This window comes from Pseudomonas sp. Irchel 3H9, assembly GCF_900187495.1.
Classification (GTDB): Bacteria; Pseudomonadota; Gammaproteobacteria; order Pseudomonadales; family Pseudomonadaceae; genus Aquipseudomonas; species Aquipseudomonas sivasensis.
The window spans coordinates 175,486-194,900 of the sequence record NZ_FYDK01000002.1 but is presented as its reverse complement, the minus strand read 5'-3'; the positions used below and the strand labels follow the sequence as shown (position 1 = coordinate 194,900).

General features: G+C 60.3%; 15 protein-coding genes and 1 pseudogene. 6 read left to right on the top strand and 10 right to left on the bottom strand.

Annotation, left to right across the window (positions count from 1 at the left end):
- Positions 1 to 112 precede the first annotated feature (112 nt).
- Positions 113 to 344: pseudogene (locus CKW32_RS06850) on the top strand (monovalent cation/H(+) antiporter subunit G).
- Between the two features lie 181 nt (positions 345 to 525).
- Positions 526 to 855, top strand: coding sequence for a helix-turn-helix domain-containing protein (locus CKW32_RS06845; RefSeq protein WP_032889784.1), 330 nt, complete (start codon positions 526 to 528; stop codon positions 853 to 855).
- On the opposite strand, the gene CKW32_RS06840 is transcribed toward CKW32_RS06845, so the two are convergent.
- Positions 852 to 1,634 (bottom strand): SDR family oxidoreductase, encoded by a 783-nt coding sequence (locus CKW32_RS06840; protein WP_095184417.1) that lies wholly within the window; start codon positions 1,632 to 1,634, stop codon positions 852 to 854. The two genes, CKW32_RS06845 and CKW32_RS06840, sit on opposite strands and share 4 nt — an antisense overlap.
- Positions 1,635 to 1,946: 312 nt before the next feature.
- On the opposite strand from CKW32_RS06840, the gene CKW32_RS06835 reads away from it, so the two are divergent.
- Both CKW32_RS06835 and CKW32_RS06830 read left to right on the top strand, forming a co-directional pair.
- Entirely contained in the window at positions 1,947 to 2,507 is a 561-nt protein-coding gene (locus CKW32_RS06835) for a dihydrofolate reductase family protein (RefSeq protein WP_095184416.1), read from the top strand.
- A gap of 18 nt (positions 2,508 to 2,525) precedes the next feature.
- Complete coding sequence (locus CKW32_RS06830) at positions 2,526 to 3,224, top strand: peptidase E (protein ID WP_095184415.1); 699 nt, start codon at positions 2,526 to 2,528, stop codon at positions 3,222 to 3,224.
- 271 nt (positions 3,225 to 3,495) lie between these two features.
- Here the strand turns inward: CKW32_RS06830 and cysS are convergent, their stop codons facing one another.
- Together cysS and CKW32_RS06820 are read right to left on the bottom strand one after the other, a co-directional pair.
- A complete protein-coding gene (gene cysS, locus CKW32_RS06825; protein ID WP_032889792.1) occupies positions 3,496 to 4,884 on the bottom strand; it encodes a cysteine--tRNA ligase in 1,389 nt (462 codons plus the stop codon).
- A gap of 20 nt (positions 4,885 to 4,904) precedes the next feature.
- Positions 4,905 to 6,605: a glutamine--tRNA ligase/YqeY domain fusion protein gene (locus CKW32_RS06820; protein ID WP_032889794.1), complete on the bottom strand. Its 1,701-nt coding sequence runs from the start codon at positions 6,603 to 6,605 to the stop codon at positions 4,905 to 4,907.
- Positions 6,606 to 6,864: 259 nt separating this feature from the next.
- Here CKW32_RS06820 and CKW32_RS06815 point away from each other — a divergent pair, with 259 nt between their 5' ends.
- Positions 6,865 to 7,368, top strand: a complete 504-nt coding sequence (locus CKW32_RS06815) for a peptidylprolyl isomerase (protein WP_032889796.1) — start codon at positions 6,865 to 6,867, stop codon at positions 7,366 to 7,368.
- Complete coding sequence (gene lpxH, locus CKW32_RS06810; protein ID WP_095184414.1) at positions 7,365 to 8,114, top strand: UDP-2,3-diacylglucosamine diphosphatase; 750 nt, start codon at positions 7,365 to 7,367, stop codon at positions 8,112 to 8,114. The genes CKW32_RS06815 and lpxH overlap by 4 nt, the downstream gene beginning before the upstream one ends.
- A 155-nt stretch (positions 8,115 to 8,269) precedes the next feature.
- Here the strand turns inward: lpxH and CKW32_RS06805 are convergent, their stop codons facing one another.
- The 7 genes from CKW32_RS06805 to CKW32_RS06775 form a co-directional block, all read right to left on the bottom strand.
- On the bottom strand, positions 8,270 to 9,799 hold the full coding sequence (locus CKW32_RS06805; RefSeq protein ID WP_032889801.1) for a DHA2 family efflux MFS transporter permease subunit: 1,530 nt from the start codon (positions 9,797 to 9,799) through the stop codon (positions 8,270 to 8,272).
- Complete coding sequence (locus CKW32_RS06800) at positions 9,799 to 10,998, bottom strand: efflux RND transporter periplasmic adaptor subunit (protein WP_095184413.1); 1,200 nt, start codon at positions 10,996 to 10,998, stop codon at positions 9,799 to 9,801. The genes CKW32_RS06805 and CKW32_RS06800 overlap by 1 nt, the downstream gene beginning before the upstream one ends.
- Before the next feature lie 15 nt (positions 10,999 to 11,013).
- On the bottom strand, positions 11,014 to 12,465 hold the full coding sequence (locus CKW32_RS06795; protein ID WP_095184412.1) for an efflux transporter outer membrane subunit: 1,452 nt from the start codon (positions 12,463 to 12,465) through the stop codon (positions 11,014 to 11,016).
- On the bottom strand, positions 12,465 to 12,935 hold the full coding sequence (locus tag CKW32_RS06790) for a MarR family winged helix-turn-helix transcriptional regulator (protein ID WP_095184411.1): 471 nt from the start codon (positions 12,933 to 12,935) through the stop codon (positions 12,465 to 12,467). The genes CKW32_RS06795 and CKW32_RS06790 overlap by 1 nt, the downstream gene beginning before the upstream one ends.
- A 228-nt stretch (positions 12,936 to 13,163) precedes the next feature.
- Positions 13,164 to 16,847, bottom strand: a complete 3,684-nt coding sequence (locus CKW32_RS06785; protein ID WP_095184410.1) for a translocation/assembly module TamB domain-containing protein — start codon at positions 16,845 to 16,847, stop codon at positions 13,164 to 13,166.
- Positions 16,847 to 18,574, bottom strand: a complete 1,728-nt coding sequence (locus CKW32_RS06780; protein ID WP_032889811.1) for an autotransporter assembly complex family protein — start codon at positions 18,572 to 18,574, stop codon at positions 16,847 to 16,849. The genes CKW32_RS06785 and CKW32_RS06780 overlap by 1 nt, the downstream gene beginning before the upstream one ends.
- Positions 18,575 to 18,638: 64 nt before the next feature.
- Positions 18,639 to 19,283, bottom strand: a complete 645-nt coding sequence (locus tag CKW32_RS06775; RefSeq protein ID WP_032889813.1) for an N-acetyltransferase — start codon at positions 19,281 to 19,283, stop codon at positions 18,639 to 18,641.
- Positions 19,284 to 19,415 lie beyond the last annotated feature (132 nt).

The window sequence follows — 19,415 nt, the reverse complement described above, 5'->3', positions numbered from 1 at the left end:
ACACTACGCTAACGTTCTCTGATTTAAGTCAGGATCATAAATTGATGTTTGTCAAGAAAGGTGACTCAGGCACATTGCCGCGAGTCAAACCCGGCAACTGCAATTAGCCTTCATTCGGTACACCAGTCGGCACATAGTGAACACCTGCCAGCCACTCCACAGCAGCGTGTTTGCGCTGATCGGTGCGACCGGGTTGTTGCGCATGAAGGACGTCTTCCAGCACATGCAGCCGCCTGCCCTCGCCTCGACGTTGGGGGCCTGGTGTGCTGCTGGCCCGTACGGCGCTGTTTCGTAAGCGCATGGCCGGTGATGACGTGCCCGCTGAAGTCAGCAGGCGCCGCTGAGCTCTGAGGCGAACACGGTAAAAATGTGGGAGGGGGGCTCGCCCCTTCCACATTTGGATCTGTGCTCATTCAAATAACCGCCAGCTTGAACATCGGCTTGGTCGTGGCGCCCTTCTAAGGCCATGATGGCGCGGGTATCAGAACAAATAGCAATTTTCCGAACTGTTCCAGGACGTACGCGATGAGCAAAACCTACACCCCCGCCACCGCCGCGGCCGATGTCGAAAGCACCCTCCACTGGCTCGGCGGGCGCTGGAAGCTGATAATCCTGTTCCACCTGTTCGGCGGTCAGGTGCAGCGCTATTCAGACCTTGAGCGACTGATCCCGGATATCTCGCAGAAGATGCTCGCTCAGCAATTGCGCCAACTCGAAGCGGATGGCCTGGTGCAGCGCACGGTCTACCCGGTGGTGCCGCCCAAAGTGGAATACAGAATGACCGAATGGGGTCAGAGCCTGTGCCCGGTGCTGGATGGCCTGCTCAAGTGGCAAGCGGCCAAACCCGAGGCCTAAACCGTGGGAACGGTGCCGCCGTCGATCACATACTCAGTACCGCTGATAGACGCTGCACGCGGCGATACCAGGAAGGCAATCAAGTCAGCGACTTCTTCAGGCTTGGCAGGACGCCCGAGCGGAATACCACCCAGTGCTTGCATGATGATCTGCTTGCCACCTTCGTAATCTGTGCCCGCCTCTTGCGCCAGACGCTCTGCCAGCGCCACCGCCGCATCCGTCTCCACCCAACCCGGCGAAACACGCACCACCCGAATGCCCTTGGGCGTGACTTCCTTTGACAGGCTCTTGCTGTAGGTCGCCAAAGCCGCCTTCGCAGCGGCATACGCCGTGGTGGACTCCGGCAAAGGCAACTCACGCTGGATCGACGTGACATGAATAATCACGCCGGCCCCACGCTCGATCATTCCTGGCAACAGCGCCCGATCCACTCGCACCGCCGCCATCAGGTTCTGGCCCAACGCACTCGCCCACTGCTCATCATCGAGCACTGCGAAACCGCCGCCTGGCGCGCTGGAACCGCCAAGTACATTAACGATGATGTCGACGCTGCCGAACTGGCTTTTCACCGCGTCGGTGGCGCACGCGCAACCGGCGGCAGTGCCGAGGTCGGCGGCGATGAAATGCACGCCTTCGGGTGTCGATTCCACCGCCGAACGCGCGACCGAAATCACCTGGACGCCTTGTTCCTGCAACACGGCAACCACTGCGGCGCCGATACCTTTGGTGCCGCCGGTGACCAAGGCGCGAAGGCCCTTTAGTTGAAGATCAAAACTCATGGGAAACCTACTCCTGGATAAACGGAGACCACAGGATAGGAACGGGACGAAGAGGCCACAAGAACGCACGAAAAGGTAATGGGCTAACCAAAAAGTTAGGATCCGGATTCAGGGGGTCGCAGGCCATGGAGCACATCGTCCAACGTCCTGGATCAACCAACTTCCTATACGTCCTAGCACTCAAAAAGGGGCATAAGGGCTATTTATATTGGCGCTCGGTTGTTGCACCTGATGATTAAAGTAACATTGTCGCCCAGCCCAACATCACCCGCAGGCTGCCGTTACGTCCACACGCAAAAAGGAGTTTTCGCCATGGATATCAAATGTTCGGTTTTTATCGCAGCCAGCGTCGACGGTTTTATTGCTCGCCCCGACGGTGATATCGAGTGGTTGCACAAACCGGAATACGAAACCGCCGAGTTGAACGGCGTGACGTATGAAAGCTTCATCGCAACGGTCGATGCGCTCGTTATGGGCCGCAAAACCCTGGAGAAAGTCTTGTCCTTCCCCGAATGGCCCTATAAGGGTACGCCGGTCATTGCGCTTTCCCGCCAACGACTGGAGCTACCTGAGCATTTGGAGGGCAAGGTCGAGGTCATGGCGGGAGACGTGACCTCACTCGTGGTAGCGTTAGCAGAACGCGGTATGAAGCATCTTTATATCGACGGTGGCCAAACGGTCCAGGCGTTTCTTGAAGCGGGCCTGGTTGATGAGCTGATCATTACGCGTATCCCGGTTTTGCTGGGGCAAGGCATTCCATTGTTTAGCCAGGTTGGCAGTGAGCATGGGCTTCGCCATGTCGGAACCCAGGTGTCGGACAATGGTTTTGTTCAGAGTCGATATCAACTGACAGCCGGCACTCGCGCCTCGTAACACGGACTGGAGGTCAGGATGACTAAACATATTATTGTCATTGGCGGCGAGTCCGCCGAAGAGATGCAGCGCATGACGCACATTGACGAACATATCGTCGCTTCATCAGGCAAAACACGCCCTACCGTGCTCTATATCTCCACAGCCAGTGGGGATGACCGAGTCAAGATTTTTGACTTCACGGCCAAATATGAGAGCGCTGGTTGCAGCGTACGCACGCTGACATTTTTCATTCCACCCTTTCCCAGCCCGGATCATATGTCTTCGTTGTTTGAGCAAGCCGACATCATCTACGTGGCAGGCGGGAATACCCGCGCCATGCTGGCTATCTGGCGTGAATTCGGCGTAGTGGGCCTTCTGACAAAGGCATGGGAAAACGGCAAGGTCCTGTGTGGTGTCAGCGCTGGGGCGATTTGCTGGTTTGAATACGGGCACTCCGAGTCAGGGGGAGCGTTCGCCCTGATTGCCGGCCTGGGTTTTCTGCCAGGAGCGCTGTGTCCGCATTTCAGTTCAGAGGCGGGAAGAGAGACTTCGTTTGTTGAGCTTGTCCGGCTCAAAGGCGCACAACCCGCCTACGCGGTCGATGATGGCGTCGCCCTGCATTTCAAGGACGGCAGATACCACGAGACGATTCATAACGACGCGACAAAGAATGCGTATGACGTCACTACGGCACCTGCGTATCTAACACCACTTTCGCAGGTTTCCGGCGGCTAGATCCGTCCTTTTTCCAGCTACGGTCCTCTGAAGGAACAGACCGTGAGCCCACCCATCGCACTAGTCGCAGGAAGCCCGGTTTCCCGGCTTCGAGGACGCAGGCACTCTCCCAATGTGGGAGATGTCGAGCTTTAGCGAGGCTTCGAAGGCGGCGGCACTGTTGGCAGGTATGTTGGCTGAGACAGCGCTATCGGGTGAGCCGCTCACTAAAACGGTGCAAAAAAAAAACGCCCCGAACCAGTCGGGGCGTTTTTCATCCAGCGTTTGCCAATCAGGCCTGATCAGCCAACCGCCACGTCGTCCCGCCCTTCCCGTCTTCCAACACCACGCCCATCGCGGTCAGTTGGTCCCGGATACGGTCGGATTCCGCCCAGTCCTTGCCTGCGCGAGCCGCCAGACGCGCCTGGATCAGCGCATCAACCTCAGCCGCATCCACACGCCCTTCGGCGCCGGCTTGCAGGAAGTCATCGGCTTCCATCTGCAATACGCCCAGCACGCTGGCCAGCTCTTTCAAGCGAGCAGCCAGGCCAGCCGCTGCGTCGAGATCGCTCTCGCGCAGGCGGTTGATTTCACGCACCATTTCGAACAGCACCGCGCAGGCTTCGGGTGTGCCGAAGTCGTCGTTCATGACTTCGGTGAACCGTGCCACGAACGCTTCGCCGCCAGCCGGTGCAACGGCGGGCAAGCCTTTCAACGCGTGGTAGAACCGCTCCAGAGCGCCCTTGGCGTCCTTGAGGTTGTCTTCCGAGTAGTTGATGGCGCTGCGGTAGTGGCTGGACACCAACAGGTAACGCACTACTTCCGGGTGGTACTTTTCCAGCACGTCGCGAATGGTGAAGAAGTTGTTCAAGGACTTGGACATCTTCTCGCCATTGATGCGGATCATGCCGCAGTGCATCCAGGCGTTAGCGTAGGTCTTGCCGGTGGCGGCTTCGCTCTGGGCGATTTCGTTTTCGTGGTGCGGGAACTCAAGGTCGCTGCCGCCGCCATGAATGTCGAAGGTCTCGCCCAGGCAGCAGGTGGACATCACCGAGCATTCGATGTGCCAGCCCGGACGCCCGGCGCCCCATGGGGATTCCCAGCTCGGCTCGCCGGGCTTGGTGCCTTTCCACAGCACGAAGTCCAGCGGATCCTGCTTGGCTTCGTCGACTTCGATACGCGCACCGATGCGCAGGTCTTCGATCTTCTTGCGCGACAGCTTGCCGTAGCCCATGAACTTGGCGACGCGGTAGTACACGTCGCCATTGCCGGGGGCGTAGGCATAACCCTTGTCGATCAGGGTCTGGATCATGGCGTGCATGCCAGGGATGTGATCCGTGGCGCGCGGCTCCATGTCCGGCTTGAGGATGTTGAGGCGAGCCTCGTCCTCATGCATCGCGGCGATCATGCGCTCGGTCAGCGCGTCGAACGACTCGCCGTTTTCATTGGCGCGGTTGATGATCTTGTCGTCGATGTCGGTGATGTTGCGAACATAGGTCAAGTCATAGCCGCTGAAACGCAACCAGCGGGTCACCAGGTCGAAGGCAACCATGCTGCGGCCGTGGCCGATGTGGCAGTAGTCGTACACGGTCATGCCGCACACGTACATGCGCACCTTGTTGCCATCCAGCGGCTTGAAGACTTCTTTGGTCTTGCTGAGTGTGTTGTAGATCGTTAGCACGACAGTTCCTTAAAACAGAATCACTGGCCCCACGAATCACGCAAGGTCACGGTACGGTTGAATACCGGAGCGCCTGGTTTCGAGTCCTTGATATCCGCGCAGAAGTAACCTTCGCGCTCGAACTGGAAACGGTCTTCCGGCTGTGCGTCGCCAAGCGATGGCTCAGCACGACAACCAGTGAGTACTTGCAGGGAATCAGGGTTGATGTTGTCGAGGAAACTGGCGCTGTCTTCGGCCTTCTCAGGGTTCGGTGAGCGGAACAGGCGATCGTACAGACGCACTTCGCACTCGATGCTGGCCGCAGCCGGCACCCAGTGGATCACGCCTTTGACCTTGCGGCCTTCAGGGTTCTTGCCGAGGGTTTCCGGGTCGTAGGAGCAACGCAGCTCAACGATGTTGCCATCGGCGTCCTTGATTGCTTCGTCGGCGCGGATCACGTAGCTGCCGCGCAGGCGCACTTCGCCGTTCGGCTCCAGGCGCTTGTAGCCTTTTGGCGGCTCTTCCATGAAGTCATCGCGGTCGATGTAGATTTCACGGGCGAATGGCAGCTTGCGCACGCCGAGTGCTTCGTTCTGCGGATGACGCGGCAGTTCGAGGTGATCGACCTTGTCTTCCGGATAGTTGGTGATCACGACTTTCAACGGACGCAAGACGCACATGGCGCGCGGAGCATTCGCGTCGAGGTCCTGACGGATGCTGAATTCGAGCATGCCGAAGTCAACCACGCCATCGGAACGGTTGGTGCCGACCATGTCGCAGAAATTGCGGATCGACGCCGGGGTGTAGCCGCGACGGCGGAAGCCCGACAGGGTCGACATGCGCGGGTCATCCCAACCAAACACGTGCTTCTCATCGACCAGTTGCTTGAGTTTGCGCTTGCTGGTGATGGTGTAGTTCAGGTTCAGGCGGCTGAATTCGTACTGACGCGGGTGCGCCGGAACCGGCAGGCTGTCCAGGAACCACTCGTACAGCGGACGATGGCTTTCGAACTCCAGGGTGCAGATGGAGTGGGTGATGCCTTCGATGGCGTCCGACTGACCGTGGGTGAAATCGTAGTTCGGGTAGATGCACCACTTGTCACCGGTCTGGTGGTGGTGGGCATGGCGGATGCGGTACATGATCGGGTCGCGCAGGTTCATGTTCGGCGAAGCCATGTCGATCTTGGCGCGCAGTACGCGGGCGCCGTCCGGGAACTCACCGGCGCGCATGCGGGCGAACCAGTCGAGGTTCTCTTCCACGGAACGGTCGCGGAACGGGCTGTTCTTGCCCGGTTCGGTCAGCGTGCCACGGTATTCCTTGGCCTGCTCCGGGGTCAGGTCGTCGACGTAGGCCTTGCCGGCCTTGATCAGCTCGACGGCCCAGTCGAACAACTGGTCGAAGTATTTGGAGGCATAGCGCACTTCACCGGACCATTCGAAGCCCAGCCACTTGATGTCGCTTTCAATGGCGTCGATGTATTCCTGGTCTTCCTTGGCCGGGTTGGTGTCGTCGAAACGCAGGTGCGTGACGCCACCGAACTCCTGGGCCAGGCCGAAGTTCACACAGATCGACTTAGCGTGACCAATGTGCAGGTAGCCGTTGGGCTCTGGCGGGAAGCGGGTGACGATCTGCGTGTGCTTGCCCGAATCCAGGTCCGCCTGGATGATCGGGCGCAGGAAATTGACCGGGACGGCAGGTCCGGCCTTGGAATTCGAAGTAGTGTCGACAGTGGGCTTGCTCATAGGATCCTTGAACAGACAGGTTCGTGGCCGGTTGGGGCCAGATAAAACAAAGGCCGTATCATAGCTGATGCTGTCAAGCTGCTGACAGAGCGCGGTCAAAAACTGCTGCACTTATTGCTGCTTTTATGACGGGCGCGGTAAAAAACCACCTCGAAATTCCTGCAAGGCACGCTAAACTGCGCGCCTTGGCCGCAGTTTAGCCAAACCGGTAAGGCGCCAAGGCGCTCAAACCCACGAATTTCCTGAAAGAGTAGTGAACATGACTCAAGTCAAACTGACCACCAACCACGGCGAGATCGTCATCGAGCTGAACGCCGAGAAAGCGCCGATCACCGTCGCCAACTTCATCGAGTACGTGAACGCTGGCCACTACGAAAACACCGTTTTCCACCGCGTCATCGGTAACTTCATGATCCAGGGCGGCGGTTTCGAGCCAGGCATGAAAGAGAAGAAAGACAAGCGTCCAAGCATCCAGAACGAAGCGGACAACGGCCTTTCCAACGACAAGTACACCGTCGCCATGGCCCGTACCATGGAGCCGCATTCGGCCTCCGCGCAGTTCTTCATCAACGTGGCCGATAACGCCTTCCTGAACCACAGCGGCAAGAACGTGCAGGGTTGGGGCTACGCCGTGTTCGGTAAAGTCACCGAAGGCCAGGACGTTGTCGACAAGATCAAAGGCGTGTCCACCACGTCCAAAGCCGGTCACCAGGACGTTCCAGCAGAAGACGTAATCGTCGAGAAAGCCGAGATCGTTGGGTGATATTGCTGATTTCAGATTTGCATCTGGAAGAGGAGCGCCCGGACATCACCCGGGCGTTTCTGGATCTGCTCCACGGCCGCGCCCGTGGCGCCCAGGCGTTGTACATTCTGGGGGACTTCTTCGAAGCCTGGATTGGCGACGATGGGATGACCCCCTTTCAACGTTCGATTTGCGCAGCCCTGCGCGAGCTGAGCAACAGCGGTACCCCGATTTTTATCATGCATGGCAACCGCGATTTCCTGATCGGCAAGGCGTTCTGCAAAGCAGCAGGCGCGACCTTGCTCAAGGACCCGAGTGTCGTGCAGTTGTATGGCGAACCCGTGCTGTTGATGCACGGCGACAGCCTCTGCACCCGCGACGTGGGTTATATGAAGCTGCGGCGCATCCTGCGTAACCCGATTGTGCTGTTTATCCTGCGTCACTTGCCCTTGCGTACCCGCCACAAGCTGGCGCGCAAGCTGCGCAGTGAGAGCAGGGCGCAGACGCGCATGAAGGCCAACGACATTGTCGATGTAACCCCCGAGGAAGTGCCGCGGGTGATGCAGCAGTTCGGCGTGCGCACCTTGGTCCACGGCCATACCCACCGCCCGGCGATCCACAAGCTGCAGATTGGCGAGCAGGCGGCCAAGCGCATTGTGCTGGGGGATTGGGACAAGCAGGGCTGGGCGTTGCAGGTGGATGAGCAAGGGTTTCAGTTGACGGCGTTTGATTTTGTGAATCCGCAGCTGGCATTGCCTGGCGCCTGAGACCTCAAACACCACTGATCCAATGTGAACAGAGATCAAAATGTGGGAGGGGGCTTGCCCCCGATGGCCGTGGATCCGTCAGCATTTTTTGGCTGACCCACCGCTATCGGGGGCAAGCCCCCTCCCACATTTGATTGCATTCCAGTCCGTGTGGATCAGTGGCCGCTTGCTTCCGGCCCTGCCTTGGCGCCAAACGGCGGCTTCGCCAGCCACACCAGCAGCATCAATCCCATGAACATCCACCCCAACAACGTGAAGTAATCCACGGTGGACATCATGTACGCCTGGCTGGTGAGGATCTGGTCCAACTGCGCATAGGCCTTGTGCCCTGCCCCACCCAACGCATCCAGCGCATTGCGCGTGGCCGCGTCATAGGTGGTCATGTTCTCGCTCATGTACGCATGGTGCTGGTCCGCCCGGCGAATCCAGATCCAGGTGGTCAGCGACGCCGCAAAGCTGCCGCCTAACGTACGCAGGAAGGTTGCCAGGCCCGCACCGTCGGCAATCTGGTGCGGTGGCAGGTCGGACATCAAGATACTCAAGGTCGGCATAAAGAACAGTGCAACACCAATCCCCATGAACAACTGCACAAGGGCGATGTGGGTGAAGTCCACTTCATTGGTAAAGCCTGCGCGCATGAAGCAGCTCAAGCCAATCGCCAGGAACGCCAGGCCCGCCAGCAGACGCAGGTCGAACTTGTGCGCGTACTTGCCCACGAACGGCGACATCAGCACCGGCAGAATCCCGATCGGCGCCACCGCCAGGCCGGCCCAGGTGGCGGTGTAGCCCATCTGGGTTTGCAGCCATTGTGGCAGGATCAGGTTGATGCCAAAGAAGCCCGCGTAACCGAGGATCAACACGATGGTGCCGATGCGGAAGTTGCGGTAGGCAAACAGCCGCAGGTTGACCACTGGGTGCTTATCGGTCAGCTCCCAGATGACGAACACCGCCAGGGCAATCGCCGAAATCGCCGCGCCGATGATGATGAAGTTGGATTCGAACCAATCCAGGTCATTGCCCTTGTCGAGGATGATCTGCAAGGCCCCGACCCCCACGATCAGGCTTAACAACCCGACGTAATCCATCGGCTGATAACTGGTGACCACAGGTCGCTTCTTCAACTGCGCACGCACCACCATCACCGCAAAAATGCCGATGGGAACGTTGATAAAGAAGATCCACGGCCAGCTGTAGCTGTCGGTGATCCAGCCGCCGAGGATTGGCCCGGCAATCGGCGCGACCACCGTGACCATCGCCAGTAACGCGAGGGCCATGCCGCGCTTCGCCGGCGGGTAGACCGCAATTAACAAGGTTTGGGTCATCGGGTACAACGGCCCCGCCACCAAGCCTTGCAGCACCCGAAAGCCGATCAGCTCGGGCATCGAAGTGGAAATCCCGCACAGGAACGATGCCAGCACAAACAGAATGGTCGCCCACAGAAACAGCTTCACCTCGCCAAAGCGTCGGCTCAACCAACCGGTGAGCGGCAAGGCGATGGCGTTGCTCACCGCAAACGAGGTGATCACCCAGGTGCCCTGCTCCGAACTCACGCCCAGGTTGCCGGAAATGGTCGGCAACGCCACGTTGGCGATGGTGGTGTCGAGCACCTGCATAAAAGTCGCCAGCGACAGGCCAATGGTGGCCATCAACAGGCTGGGTGGCGTGAACGAGGCGTTATTGCTCATCAGCGTTGCACAGCCTTGGGAGCGGCGACGCTGTTGTCATGGATCAACTGGGTGATCATGGCATCGGCTTCGGCCAATTGGCGGTCATACACGTTGGTGGTGAAAGAGGCCTTTTGTGGCGGCTGTTGCGCCAGCACGGGACCGCTCTGGTCGTGCAGGTCCACATTCACCACGGTGCTCAAGCCAACGCGCAGTGGGTGCTTGGCCAACTCTTCGGCATTGATATGGATGCGCACCGGTACTCGCTGCACGATCTTGATCCAGTTACCGGTGGCGTTCTGCGCCGGCAACAGGGCGAACGCGCTGCCGGTGCCGGCGCCGAGGCTGTCGACGGTGCCGCTGTATTTCACATCGCTGCCATAGATATCCGACTCGATGTCCACCGGTTGGCCAATGCGCATGTCGCGCAGTTGGGTTTCCTTGAAGTTGGCGTCGATCCACAGCTGGTTCAGCGGGATCACGGCCATCAATGCGGTACCCGGCTGCACGCGCTGGCCCAGTTGCACGGAGCGCTTGGCGACATAGCCGGTGACCGGCGCGATCAGGGTGCTGCGCGCATTGGTCAGGTAGGCCTGACGCAATTGCGCGGCGGCAGCTTGCACGTCCGGATGGGACGAGATCACCGTGTCATCCACCAGGGCGTTGCTGGTTTTGAGCTGCTGCTCAAGGTTGGTCAGGGCGTTCTTGGCGGCCGTCAGGCTGTCGCGGGCATGGGACAGTTCCTCCAGGGAAATCGCCCCGCCCTGGGCCAGGGTCTTACGACGGTTGTAGTTGTCCTGAGCGGTCTGCACATCGGCTTTCTGCGCGTTGACCTGGGCTTTCATGCCATCAACGTTGCTGTACAAGCCACGCACCTGACGCACGGTACGCGCCAGGTTGGCCTGGGCACTTTGCAGGCCGACGGCGGCGTCATTCGGGTCGAAGTTGACCAGCACCTGGCCTTCGTGGACCAAGTCGCCATCGTCCGCGCCGATGCTCACCACGGTGCCGGTGACCAGCGGGGTGATTTCCACCACGTTGCCGTTCACATAAGCGTCGTCGGTGCTCTCGTTGAAGCGCCCGTAGAATTCGTGCCAGGCCCATACGCCAAGGACGCTGAGGATGACGATCAGCGCAAGGCTGATCAGCATGACTTTGCGTTTGCGCGGGTTGTTGTCTTTGGGTTGTTCTGTAGCGTTAGTGTTTTCGGCAGTGGCCATGACAAATACCTCAAATTATTCCGTGCGAGTGGCTGGGGTGGTCGACGCCACGTTGTCGGCGTTGAACCCGCCGCCCAGGGCCTGCATCAATTGAATCGATAGAGCGATCTGCCCGGCATTCAGGGTCGCCAGCTGACGCTGGGCCTGCAGCAATTGCTGTTCGATGCTGAGCACGTCCAGGTAGTTACCGATCCCGGAGCCGTACCGCTGAAGCACCGTGTCGTAGGACTGCTGGGCAATATCGGTAGCGTGTTGCTGGGCCTGGATCTGCCGGCCGGTTTCGCGCAGTTGCGAAAGGGTGTTGCCAATATCACCCAAGGCTTGCACCAGGGTTTTGTTGTATTGGGCCACGGCGAGGTCGTAGTCGGCGTCGCGGGCATCGAGGCCGGCGCGCAGGCGGCCGCCGTCAAAGATCGGCAGCGAGATCGTTGGCGCGATATTGAAGAAGCGGCTGGCCGACCCGAACATCGCATCCCCCAGCAACGACTCGGCCCCGGCGCTCGCGCTCAGGTTGAGGTTGGGGTAGAAACGCGTCTTGCTGGCCGCGATGTCCTTGCTCGCCGCCTCCACACGCCACCGTGCGGCGATCAGGTCCGGACGACGGCCCAACAGTTCGGCAGGCAATACCGACGGAACGGCAACGGCAGCGGGTTTCAACACGCTGGGACGCGCCAGCTCATTGCCGCGATCCGGGCCTTTACCGAGCAGCACCGCCAGGGCGATCTTGGCACTCTGCAGTTGTTTTTCAGCGTCGATCAATTGCGATTGGGAGCTGGCTTCCAGGCTTTCGGTCTGCTGGTACTGATAGTGGCTGTCGATGCCCGAATCCAGGCGGCGCTTGCTGAGATCGAGCATTTGCCGGGTGCGCTTGAGGTCGTCAGTGGCCAGGTCACGCACGATATGGGCCTGGCCCAGGTCGCTGTAGGCCTTGGCCACATCAGCAGCCAGGGTCAGGCGCGCGGCCTGTTGATCGACTTCAGCGGCACGGGCCTGGCCCAATGCAGCTTCCCAGGTGGCGCGCTGGCCACCCCAGAGGTCAAAGGTGTAGTTGAAGCTGGCACCGATTTTTCGCACGGTGGAGTACGCATCGCCCTGCCCCAGCGGGTCCTGATCCTTGGCCAGGCGCGAACGGGTCACACCGGCGCTGGCATCCAGGGTCGGCATGCGCGACGCGTCGGCGGCGTAGGCGGCCGCTTCGGCCTGGTGGGCACGGGCGCTCGCCACTTGCATGTCGGGGCTGTTTTGCAGGGCTTCATGGATCAGGCCGTCGAGCTGTGGGTCGCCGAGGCCTTTCCACCAATCGGCGCTGGGCCAGGCCGCACTCGACAGGGTCACGCCGCTCAGGGATTTACCGGCTTGCAGAGTGTTGGAGTCGAGGCGCTGGCCTTGGGTGTCGAGGCCGCTGAAATTGGCGCAACCGGCCATGCTCATGGCGACCAGCACTAGGCATAGGGCACGTGGATTCATCATTTACCTACCCGCTGAAGGGTGATGGGATCACCCGCAGCTATCAGAATTTTCTTGAGGATCTGTTCCAGGGTTTCCAACTCGCCGGGCTCCAATACGCCCGCCAGTTGGTTCAGCGCCTGGGCGCCGATGTGCGGCAGCATGTCCGCCAGGCGCTGGCCGTCGGCAGTCAACACCAACTGCACCTGGCGTCGGTCCAGCTCGGAACGCTTGCGGCTGAGCAGGTTTTTTTGCTCCAGGCGATCGAGCATGCGGGTCATCGAACCGCTGTCCAGGGACAGGTTGCGGCACAGCTCCGCCGGGGTGTCGACGCCGAACTGGGCCATGATGATCAACACCTTGAACTGCGCGGCCGTGATGCCGTGGGGTTCCATATGGGTGTCGATGATGCGGTCCTTGAGGATCGCAGCGCGGCCCAGCAACAGGCCGAGATGGCAGTTGTGGAAGTTTTCGGGGGTGAAATGGGGCATCGAAAGTCACCTTATTGCTGCCTAGGCAGCGAATGTATGACGAGATGTTACTGCTTAGGCAGCGAATGTCAAATGGAATAATTAGCTTGCTTGCTAATTCGACGACAGGCGGGAGCAAATGTGTGAGGGGGCTTGCCCCCGATCACGGTGTGTCAGTCACTACATCTGCTGACTGTCACACCGCAATCGGGGGCAAGCCCCCTCACACATTGGTTGACCGACTAGGACTTAGAAATCGCGCTTGTAGAAAATGTCGAGGGAACTGGCCACGCCACTCGCCACCTCCAGGTATACCTTCTTGCTCAGCAGGTAGCGCAAGGCAATGGTGCTGGCCGGTTCGAACACGCCCACGCCATAGCGCAGGCTGAGCTTCTCGGTGATCTTGCCGCTGGCTACTACGGCGGTGTTATTGCCGCTGCCCTGGGTGTCGAGGTCGAAGTCCTGAATGCCCAACTTGGTGGCGATGTCCGAGGTCACCCCGGCGCTGCCCATCAAACCCAGGCCCAGCGCCGCTTCGGCGAGCATGTTGTTGTCTTCGCCAGTGGTGGTGCGTGAACGCCCCAGTACCAAGTACGACAACGCATCCTCTTGGGCCATCGCCGGCTCGGAGAAAATCTGCGTAGTCGGTTGCTCGGCGCTGCCGCTCAGGCGAATACCGGCGGTCACGGTCCGGGACGGCTCTGTGGTGACACGCACCGCCTCGATGTCCAGGAACGGCTGGTCCAGAGGGCCGGCAAACAGCAGACGCGCCCGCCGCACATTGAGCCGCTGCCCGTACGCGCGGTAGCGCCCATCGTTGAGCCAAAGCTCGCCACGAGTGTCCATGTTGTCGCCGACATGCACATGACCCTGCACCTTGGCGGTGAGGCCGAAGCCTGAGAAGTTGAGCTGGTCTTCGCCCACTGCCACGTCGATATCCATGGCCATGGCCATCGCTGGCTTGCCCTCCTCGGTCTGACTGCCGACGATGATAGTGTCGTCCGAGACCTTGACCGTCGACGGCGGCAATTCGCGCACGGTGATGTCGCCACGCGGGATCTTCACTTTCCCGGCAATCGCCAGTTTGTCGTCCTTCAAGGTGATCTTCAGGTCCGGCGCCACTTCCAGCGTGGCGTAGGGTTCGACTGTGACCGGCAATTGCGAGCCTTGCAGACTGAGGTCCACGGCCAGGGCCTGCCCCCAGTCGATCTGGCCCTTGAGGCTGCCCTGCCCGGCTTTGCCACTGCGCCAACCACCATTGAGCTGCACGCTTTCGCCGGCGATGAGAGCCTGCACGTTCAGGCCTTCGAGGCTGACGGGCAACTCCGGACCAGAGACTTCGCCGCCGATCAGGTTCACATTGCCGTTGATCTGCGGCGCGAGCAGGCCACCGGAAATCCGGCCGTTGCCGTTGAGCTTGCCGTTGAGGGTTTCCACCATCGGCACAAACGGACGCGCTACCGCCAGGTCCAGCCCGGTGAGGCTGAAATTGCCAGTGATCGGCTTGTTCTTCGGCAGCGGATTAATCTGCGTCTGCAACAGCAATTCACCGAGCTTGCCACCCCGGAAGTTCAACTGTGTGTCGATGCGCTTGGGGTTGAGGGTGGTTTCAAGCTTGAGGGTGTCGTAAGGAAAATCCAGCCACTGGTCCTTGTCCTTGACGCGCAAAGTGCCGCCGCTGGCATCCACCGAAATCAAGCCCTTGGGGCCGCTGTCGGGCAGGTCGAGCTGGACATCGGCATTGAGCCTGCCGCGCCAGGCAAAATCCTTGGGCAAAAAGGCCGCGAGGCTGTCGATTGGGAATTGCTTGAGGTGGTAACGCAACTTGGGCTCGGGCATCAGGCGCTGGTCTTCGCCGCACAGGCTGGCGCCGCCGGAGACCCAGCAATGCGCCGCGAAGGTCAGCTTGCCGTCGGCCATGTAGTCGATTTTCGCCGGGGCTTGCAGTTTCCAATCCTGCCCGCCGGCCTGGACATCACCGCTGGCCAGGCGCCCGCGCCAGTTGCCTTTGTCGAGGTTGCCGTCCAGGGCCAGGGCCAGCTTGACCAGCGGACCGGCCAAGTCGAGCTGGACCTTCTGGTTCTTGATGTCGCCTTGAGCGCTGGCGGTCAGGGTGCCGATCTGGGTGTCGCCGCTTTGAATACCGCTGCCTTTGAGGTCGATCTTGGCGCGCTGGGCGCTGTCGAGGGTAGCGCCGAGGCTGAGGCTTTGCAGGCGGTTGTCGGCAAACGCCAGTTGCTGGCCCTTGATGTCGAGTTTGCCCTGAGGCGCGTTCAGGCTGCCGGCCACGTCGAGGCGGCCATTGATCTGCCCGCGTAACTGCGGCCAGAGCTGGGCGAGGCGCGCCAGCTTGATGTCGATCTGCCCGGCCAGGCGTTGTTGCAGGCTGCCGCTGCCGTTGATGCGGTTGTCACCCAGGCGAATATCCAGGTTGGCCAGGGTCCATTGCTCCCCTGCACCTTCGGCCTTGGCCGCCAGCACGGCGGTTTGGCCCCGCAGGCGGCCCTTGAGGTCGAGGTCGGCATTCAGCTTGAGTTGCTCGTTCTTGAACTCGCCCTTGCTGCGCAGCGGACCGGCCAACGTACCCGGCAGTTCAGCGACCCAGTACGCCGGATTGAGCGCCGACAGGTCCAGCGCGGTATCCCAGGCGATACCATCGGCAAACTGCAGGTTCAGGTGGCCTTCGGCCTTACCTTGACCGGCGGTGAGTTTCAGCTCGGGCAGGAAGACTTGCTTGAGGTCGCCACTGAACGGCGTGACCACATTGAACTTGCCGGCCGGGCCGTCGAGGTCGGCCTTGAGGTTGCCCAGGTAGTTGCCGTCTTTATAGGAAATCTCGCCGTTGAACGTACGCACCGTCACTTGGGGTTCGTCGATCACGGGATAGAGGCGATGCCAGGGGAAGTCGAGCCAGTCGATCCTGGCATCGGCTGTGAAGCCTTGTTGCCAATCCAGGTTGGCACTCAGCTTGAGGCTTTGCTTGTCACCGGCATTAAGGTCCAGGCCCGCAATTTGCGCGCCGCTGGCGTCGACTTTGCCTTGCAGCAGCAGGTCCACCGGACCTTTCTCTGCCGGTAGCACGGCCTTGCCGAGCAGTCGGTAGCCGTTTTTCAGATCACCCTTGGCGGTGAGGTCCAGTTGATTGAGTTGCAGGGTGTCGGGCAGATCGGCGCTGGGCTTGAAGCCGTCAGCGGTGATGTGCAACTGGGCCGGAAGGTTTTCAGCCAGGGGTTGCAGCTCGCCCTGCAGTTTGGCCGGCAGGTAGCCGCTGCTGTCGGCGTCGAGTTTGAGGGTCTTGAGCAGGTCGCCGTCGACCTTAAGGGCAACTTTCCAGGGCGCGCCGCCGGGCGCGTAAGGCAGGCTCAGGTTTCCGCTGGCGGTCAACGGCCAGTCGCCAGTGGGTTGCAACAGGCCAGACAGGTCCAGCACCAGATCGTCGCGCTGCAGGTGCACTGAGTCGATTTGCATCCCGGCGGCGGTCCAATGCGCCGCCAGTTGCAGGCCTTTAAGCTCTTCGCTGCCGTTGAACACCAGGCTACCGACGCGAACGTCGCCTAACTGGAGAGCAACCGGCAATTTCAGATCTGGCAGTACAAGGGGGCCGCTGCTTTCTTCGGTGCTGGGTGGAAATTGCAGAATGACCTGATCCACATCCAACCGGTCAATGCACAAGGTCATGCGCAGCAGGCAGGCTGGCGACCACTCAAACGTGGGCGCCTTGAGTTCCACGCGGCTGGTGTCTTGCTGCCACAGCAGATGATCGGCGCTCCACTGGCCGCCCAAACGGCCCTGGAAATTCTCCACACTCAAACCCGGCACTTGGCCCAACGCCCAGCGGCTGCCCGCCTGGCTGCCCAGTACCGCCCACAGTGCCAGCAACAGCACGGCGAGGATGGCCACCACGGCCAGCCCCGCTATTTTCAAACCACGCATCACAGCTCAGGCCCCATGGAAAAGTGCAAACGAACGCCGCCCGGGTCTTCCAGGGCATGGGCCAGGTCGAGGCGGATTGGCCCCACCGGCGATACCCAGCGGATACCGACACCCACGCCGGTTTTCAGGCTGGGCAGTTCCAGGGTGTTGAACGAGTTGCCCTGGTCGATGAAGGTCGCGATCCGCCATTTTTCGGCGATGGAATATTGATACTCGGCGCTCAAGGCCACCATGTAGCGGCCACCGATGCGATCACCTTGGTCGTTCTCGGGCGACAGCGTCTGGTACTCATAACCGCGCACGCTCTGATCGCCACCGGCAAAGAAGCGCAACGACGGAGGCACCGACTTGTAGCCATTGGTGGCACTGCCGCCGAACTGCGCCCGCGCCAGGAAACGATGATTGTCCCACAGGGTAGTCAGGCCTTTGACCATGGCCGTGCCGTACAGCAAGTTGGTGTCGGAGCCCAGGCCTTCCTTCGCCACCTTCGTGTCGAATTGCAGGCGGTAGCCGTTGTGGGGGTCAATGCGGTTATCGCTGCGCAGGTAGGAATAACTGATACCAGGCATCAGCAGGTTGCTCAGGCCGGAGTCGTTGCCCAGGCGATATTCTTCGCGCTGGTACTTGAGAGAAATCACCCGTGTCCATCCACTGGGCAACTTGCTGTGCCATTCGGGGCCGACGGTAAGCAATTTACTCAGGGTGTCGGTGTTCGCCAGTTCTTCATTCTGGTAGCCGCCAGCGAAGCGCAGTTTGTCGGTGAGCGGCGGGTCCAGCGGAATGTCGTACCACAGGCCGACGTTCTGGCGCGGAGCCGAGAGTTCGGCTTCCCAGCCATAACTGTGGCCCTGGGGGTTAACCCAGTGGCGAGTCCAGTTGGCCTTGCCACGCGGACCGACGTCGGTGGAGTAACCCAGGCCCAGGCCCATGGTGCGGGGCTTGCGTGTGTCCAGATTGACGGCCACCGGGATCACGTCTTGTGTCGAGGCGGTGGGGCTGGCATCCACGCGCACCCCTTCGAAAAAGCCGCTGGCTTGCAGGTTCTGGTTGAGTTCGGCGATCAGTTCGGAATCGTAAGGGTCACCGTTTTTGAACGGCACCATGCGTTGCAGCAGTTCGTCATCAAACGGCGTGTCGCCGGCAAAGCTAACCTTGCCCAGGCTGTAGCGCGGGCCGCTGTCATAAATGAGTTCGATATCGGCGACGCCTGCTTGTGGGTCCACCGCGAGTTTCTGGCTGGTAAAGCGCCCGCTGAAAAAACCGTAGCGCGAGGCTTGATTCTGGATCAGACGCTTGGCGTCTTCGTAGTGGCCGTGGTTGAGCACGGCGCCGGAGATAAGGTCATCGCTGGCAGGCACGCGAAAAGACTTAAGGTTCGCAGCCTCGCCGTCGACCCGAATAGTCACGTTGCGTAAATGCACCGGTTCACCGGGGTCGACGCGGAGGATCAGGCGCGGGTTCTTGCCGCCTTTCACCTCGCTGTCGATGTTTGGCTGATAGAAGCCTAGTGCCTGCGCCGCTTTGCGCGCCTGCTCTTCGGCGCCACGGCTGAACCGCAGCAAGGCCTCTTCGTCACGATCGCCAACCCCGCCGATGTAGCCTTCAATGTTGGCTTTCAACGCGTCGTTTGAGGGTTTGATCCGCACGTCCAATTCGCTTAGCGCAAATGCGCCGCAGCTTGTGAACAGCAGAACCAAGCCGCTGGTAAATCTTCCTGGAAACTTCATAGGCGCGGATGCTACACGAGCTGGGGGAACACTTAGAACTCAGACGATTCTGAAAAATTCTGCATTAAGCCGTTGCAGCATGTAACAGCTGGGGATTGGGGTGGAAAAAGACATGCTCCAGGATAGGCCCTACAGCGACTTCGCCGATTTCCTCATAGCCCTGGCGCTTGTAGAAATCCAGGTAGCGGGAATTGCCGGTGTCCAGCACCACACCCGAAGAGTGCGGGTCTTCGGCGCACCAGTTGTGCACCGCCTCCAGCAACTGTTCACCGTAGTGTTTGCCCTGGAACTGCGGGTGAATGCCCAAAAGCGGCAGCACATGCACCGATTCGCTCGGCAGGCACGCCAGCACGGCGTGATGATAATCAAGATACCGCCGTGTACCGCGCACGCCAGTGCTCAGCCACATGCGCAGTTGCCACGCCCAGCTCTCAGTGATCCCCAGGCGCCGTTGCGGGGGTGCGATCAAGGCAATGCCGATCAGCCGATCATTCACAAACAAACCGATCGCCGGAAGTTTTTGAAAGAAATGCTGCTTGACCAGCTCCCGCACGGTGGCGCGTACCCGCTGCTCATAACCTGGGCGTTCGGCTTCGAAGATGTAGGCAAACGTCGGCTCATGCCGATAGGCCTGGTACAGCAGGGAGCGGGCCTCGCGGGAATAGCCGCTGTTGAGCAAGCGAACTTCGCCAATGGCAGTGTCAGTCATACAATCAATCTCCCTGGGCGCCACTCAATAGATGGCGTTCTTATGGGTACGAACCTACGCAGCACCAGTCGTTCCCAGACATTAGCAGCGCATCTGTCCTACCGCCACGCTGGCCCCCGTCCGACTTGTCCG

Excerpts from the sequence above, each read along its gene's own strand:
- CKW32_RS06835 (WP_095184416.1), top strand. The coding sequence starts at position 1,947 with ATGGATATCAAATGTTCGGTTTTTATCGCAGCCAGCGTCGACGGTTTT.
- CKW32_RS06795 (WP_095184412.1), bottom strand. The coding sequence starts at position 12,465 with ATGAATCCACGTGCCCTATGCCTAGTGCTGGTCGCCATGAGCATGGCC.
- CKW32_RS06845 (WP_032889784.1), top strand. The coding sequence starts at position 526 with ATGAGCAAAACCTACACCCCCGCCACCGCCGCGGCCGATGTCGAAAGC.
- CKW32_RS06815 (WP_032889796.1), top strand. The coding sequence starts at position 6,865 with ATGACTCAAGTCAAACTGACCACCAACCACGGCGAGATCGTCATCGAG.
- CKW32_RS06840 (WP_095184417.1), bottom strand. The coding sequence starts at position 1,634 with ATGAGTTTTGATCTTCAACTAAAGGGCCTTCGCGCCTTGGTCACCGGC.
- CKW32_RS06785 (WP_095184410.1), bottom strand. The coding sequence starts at position 16,847 with ATGCGTGGTTTGAAAATAGCGGGGCTGGCCGTGGTGGCCATCCTCGCC.
- CKW32_RS06790 (WP_095184411.1), bottom strand. The coding sequence starts at position 12,935 with ATGCCCCATTTCACCCCCGAAAACTTCCACAACTGCCATCTCGGCCTG.
- CKW32_RS06800 (WP_095184413.1), bottom strand. The coding sequence starts at position 10,998 with ATGGCCACTGCCGAAAACACTAACGCTACAGAACAACCCAAAGACAAC.
- CKW32_RS06805 (WP_032889801.1), bottom strand. The coding sequence starts at position 9,799 with ATGAGCAATAACGCCTCGTTCACGCCACCCAGCCTGTTGATGGCCACC.
- CKW32_RS06775 (WP_032889813.1), bottom strand. The coding sequence starts at position 19,283 with ATGACTGACACTGCCATTGGCGAAGTTCGCTTGCTCAACAGCGGCTAT.
- CKW32_RS06830 (WP_095184415.1), top strand. The coding sequence starts at position 2,526 with ATGACTAAACATATTATTGTCATTGGCGGCGAGTCCGCCGAAGAGATG.
- CKW32_RS06820 (WP_032889794.1), bottom strand. The coding sequence starts at position 6,605 with ATGAGCAAGCCCACTGTCGACACTACTTCGAATTCCAAGGCCGGACCT.
- CKW32_RS06780 (WP_032889811.1), bottom strand. The coding sequence starts at position 18,574 with ATGAAGTTTCCAGGAAGATTTACCAGCGGCTTGGTTCTGCTGTTCACA.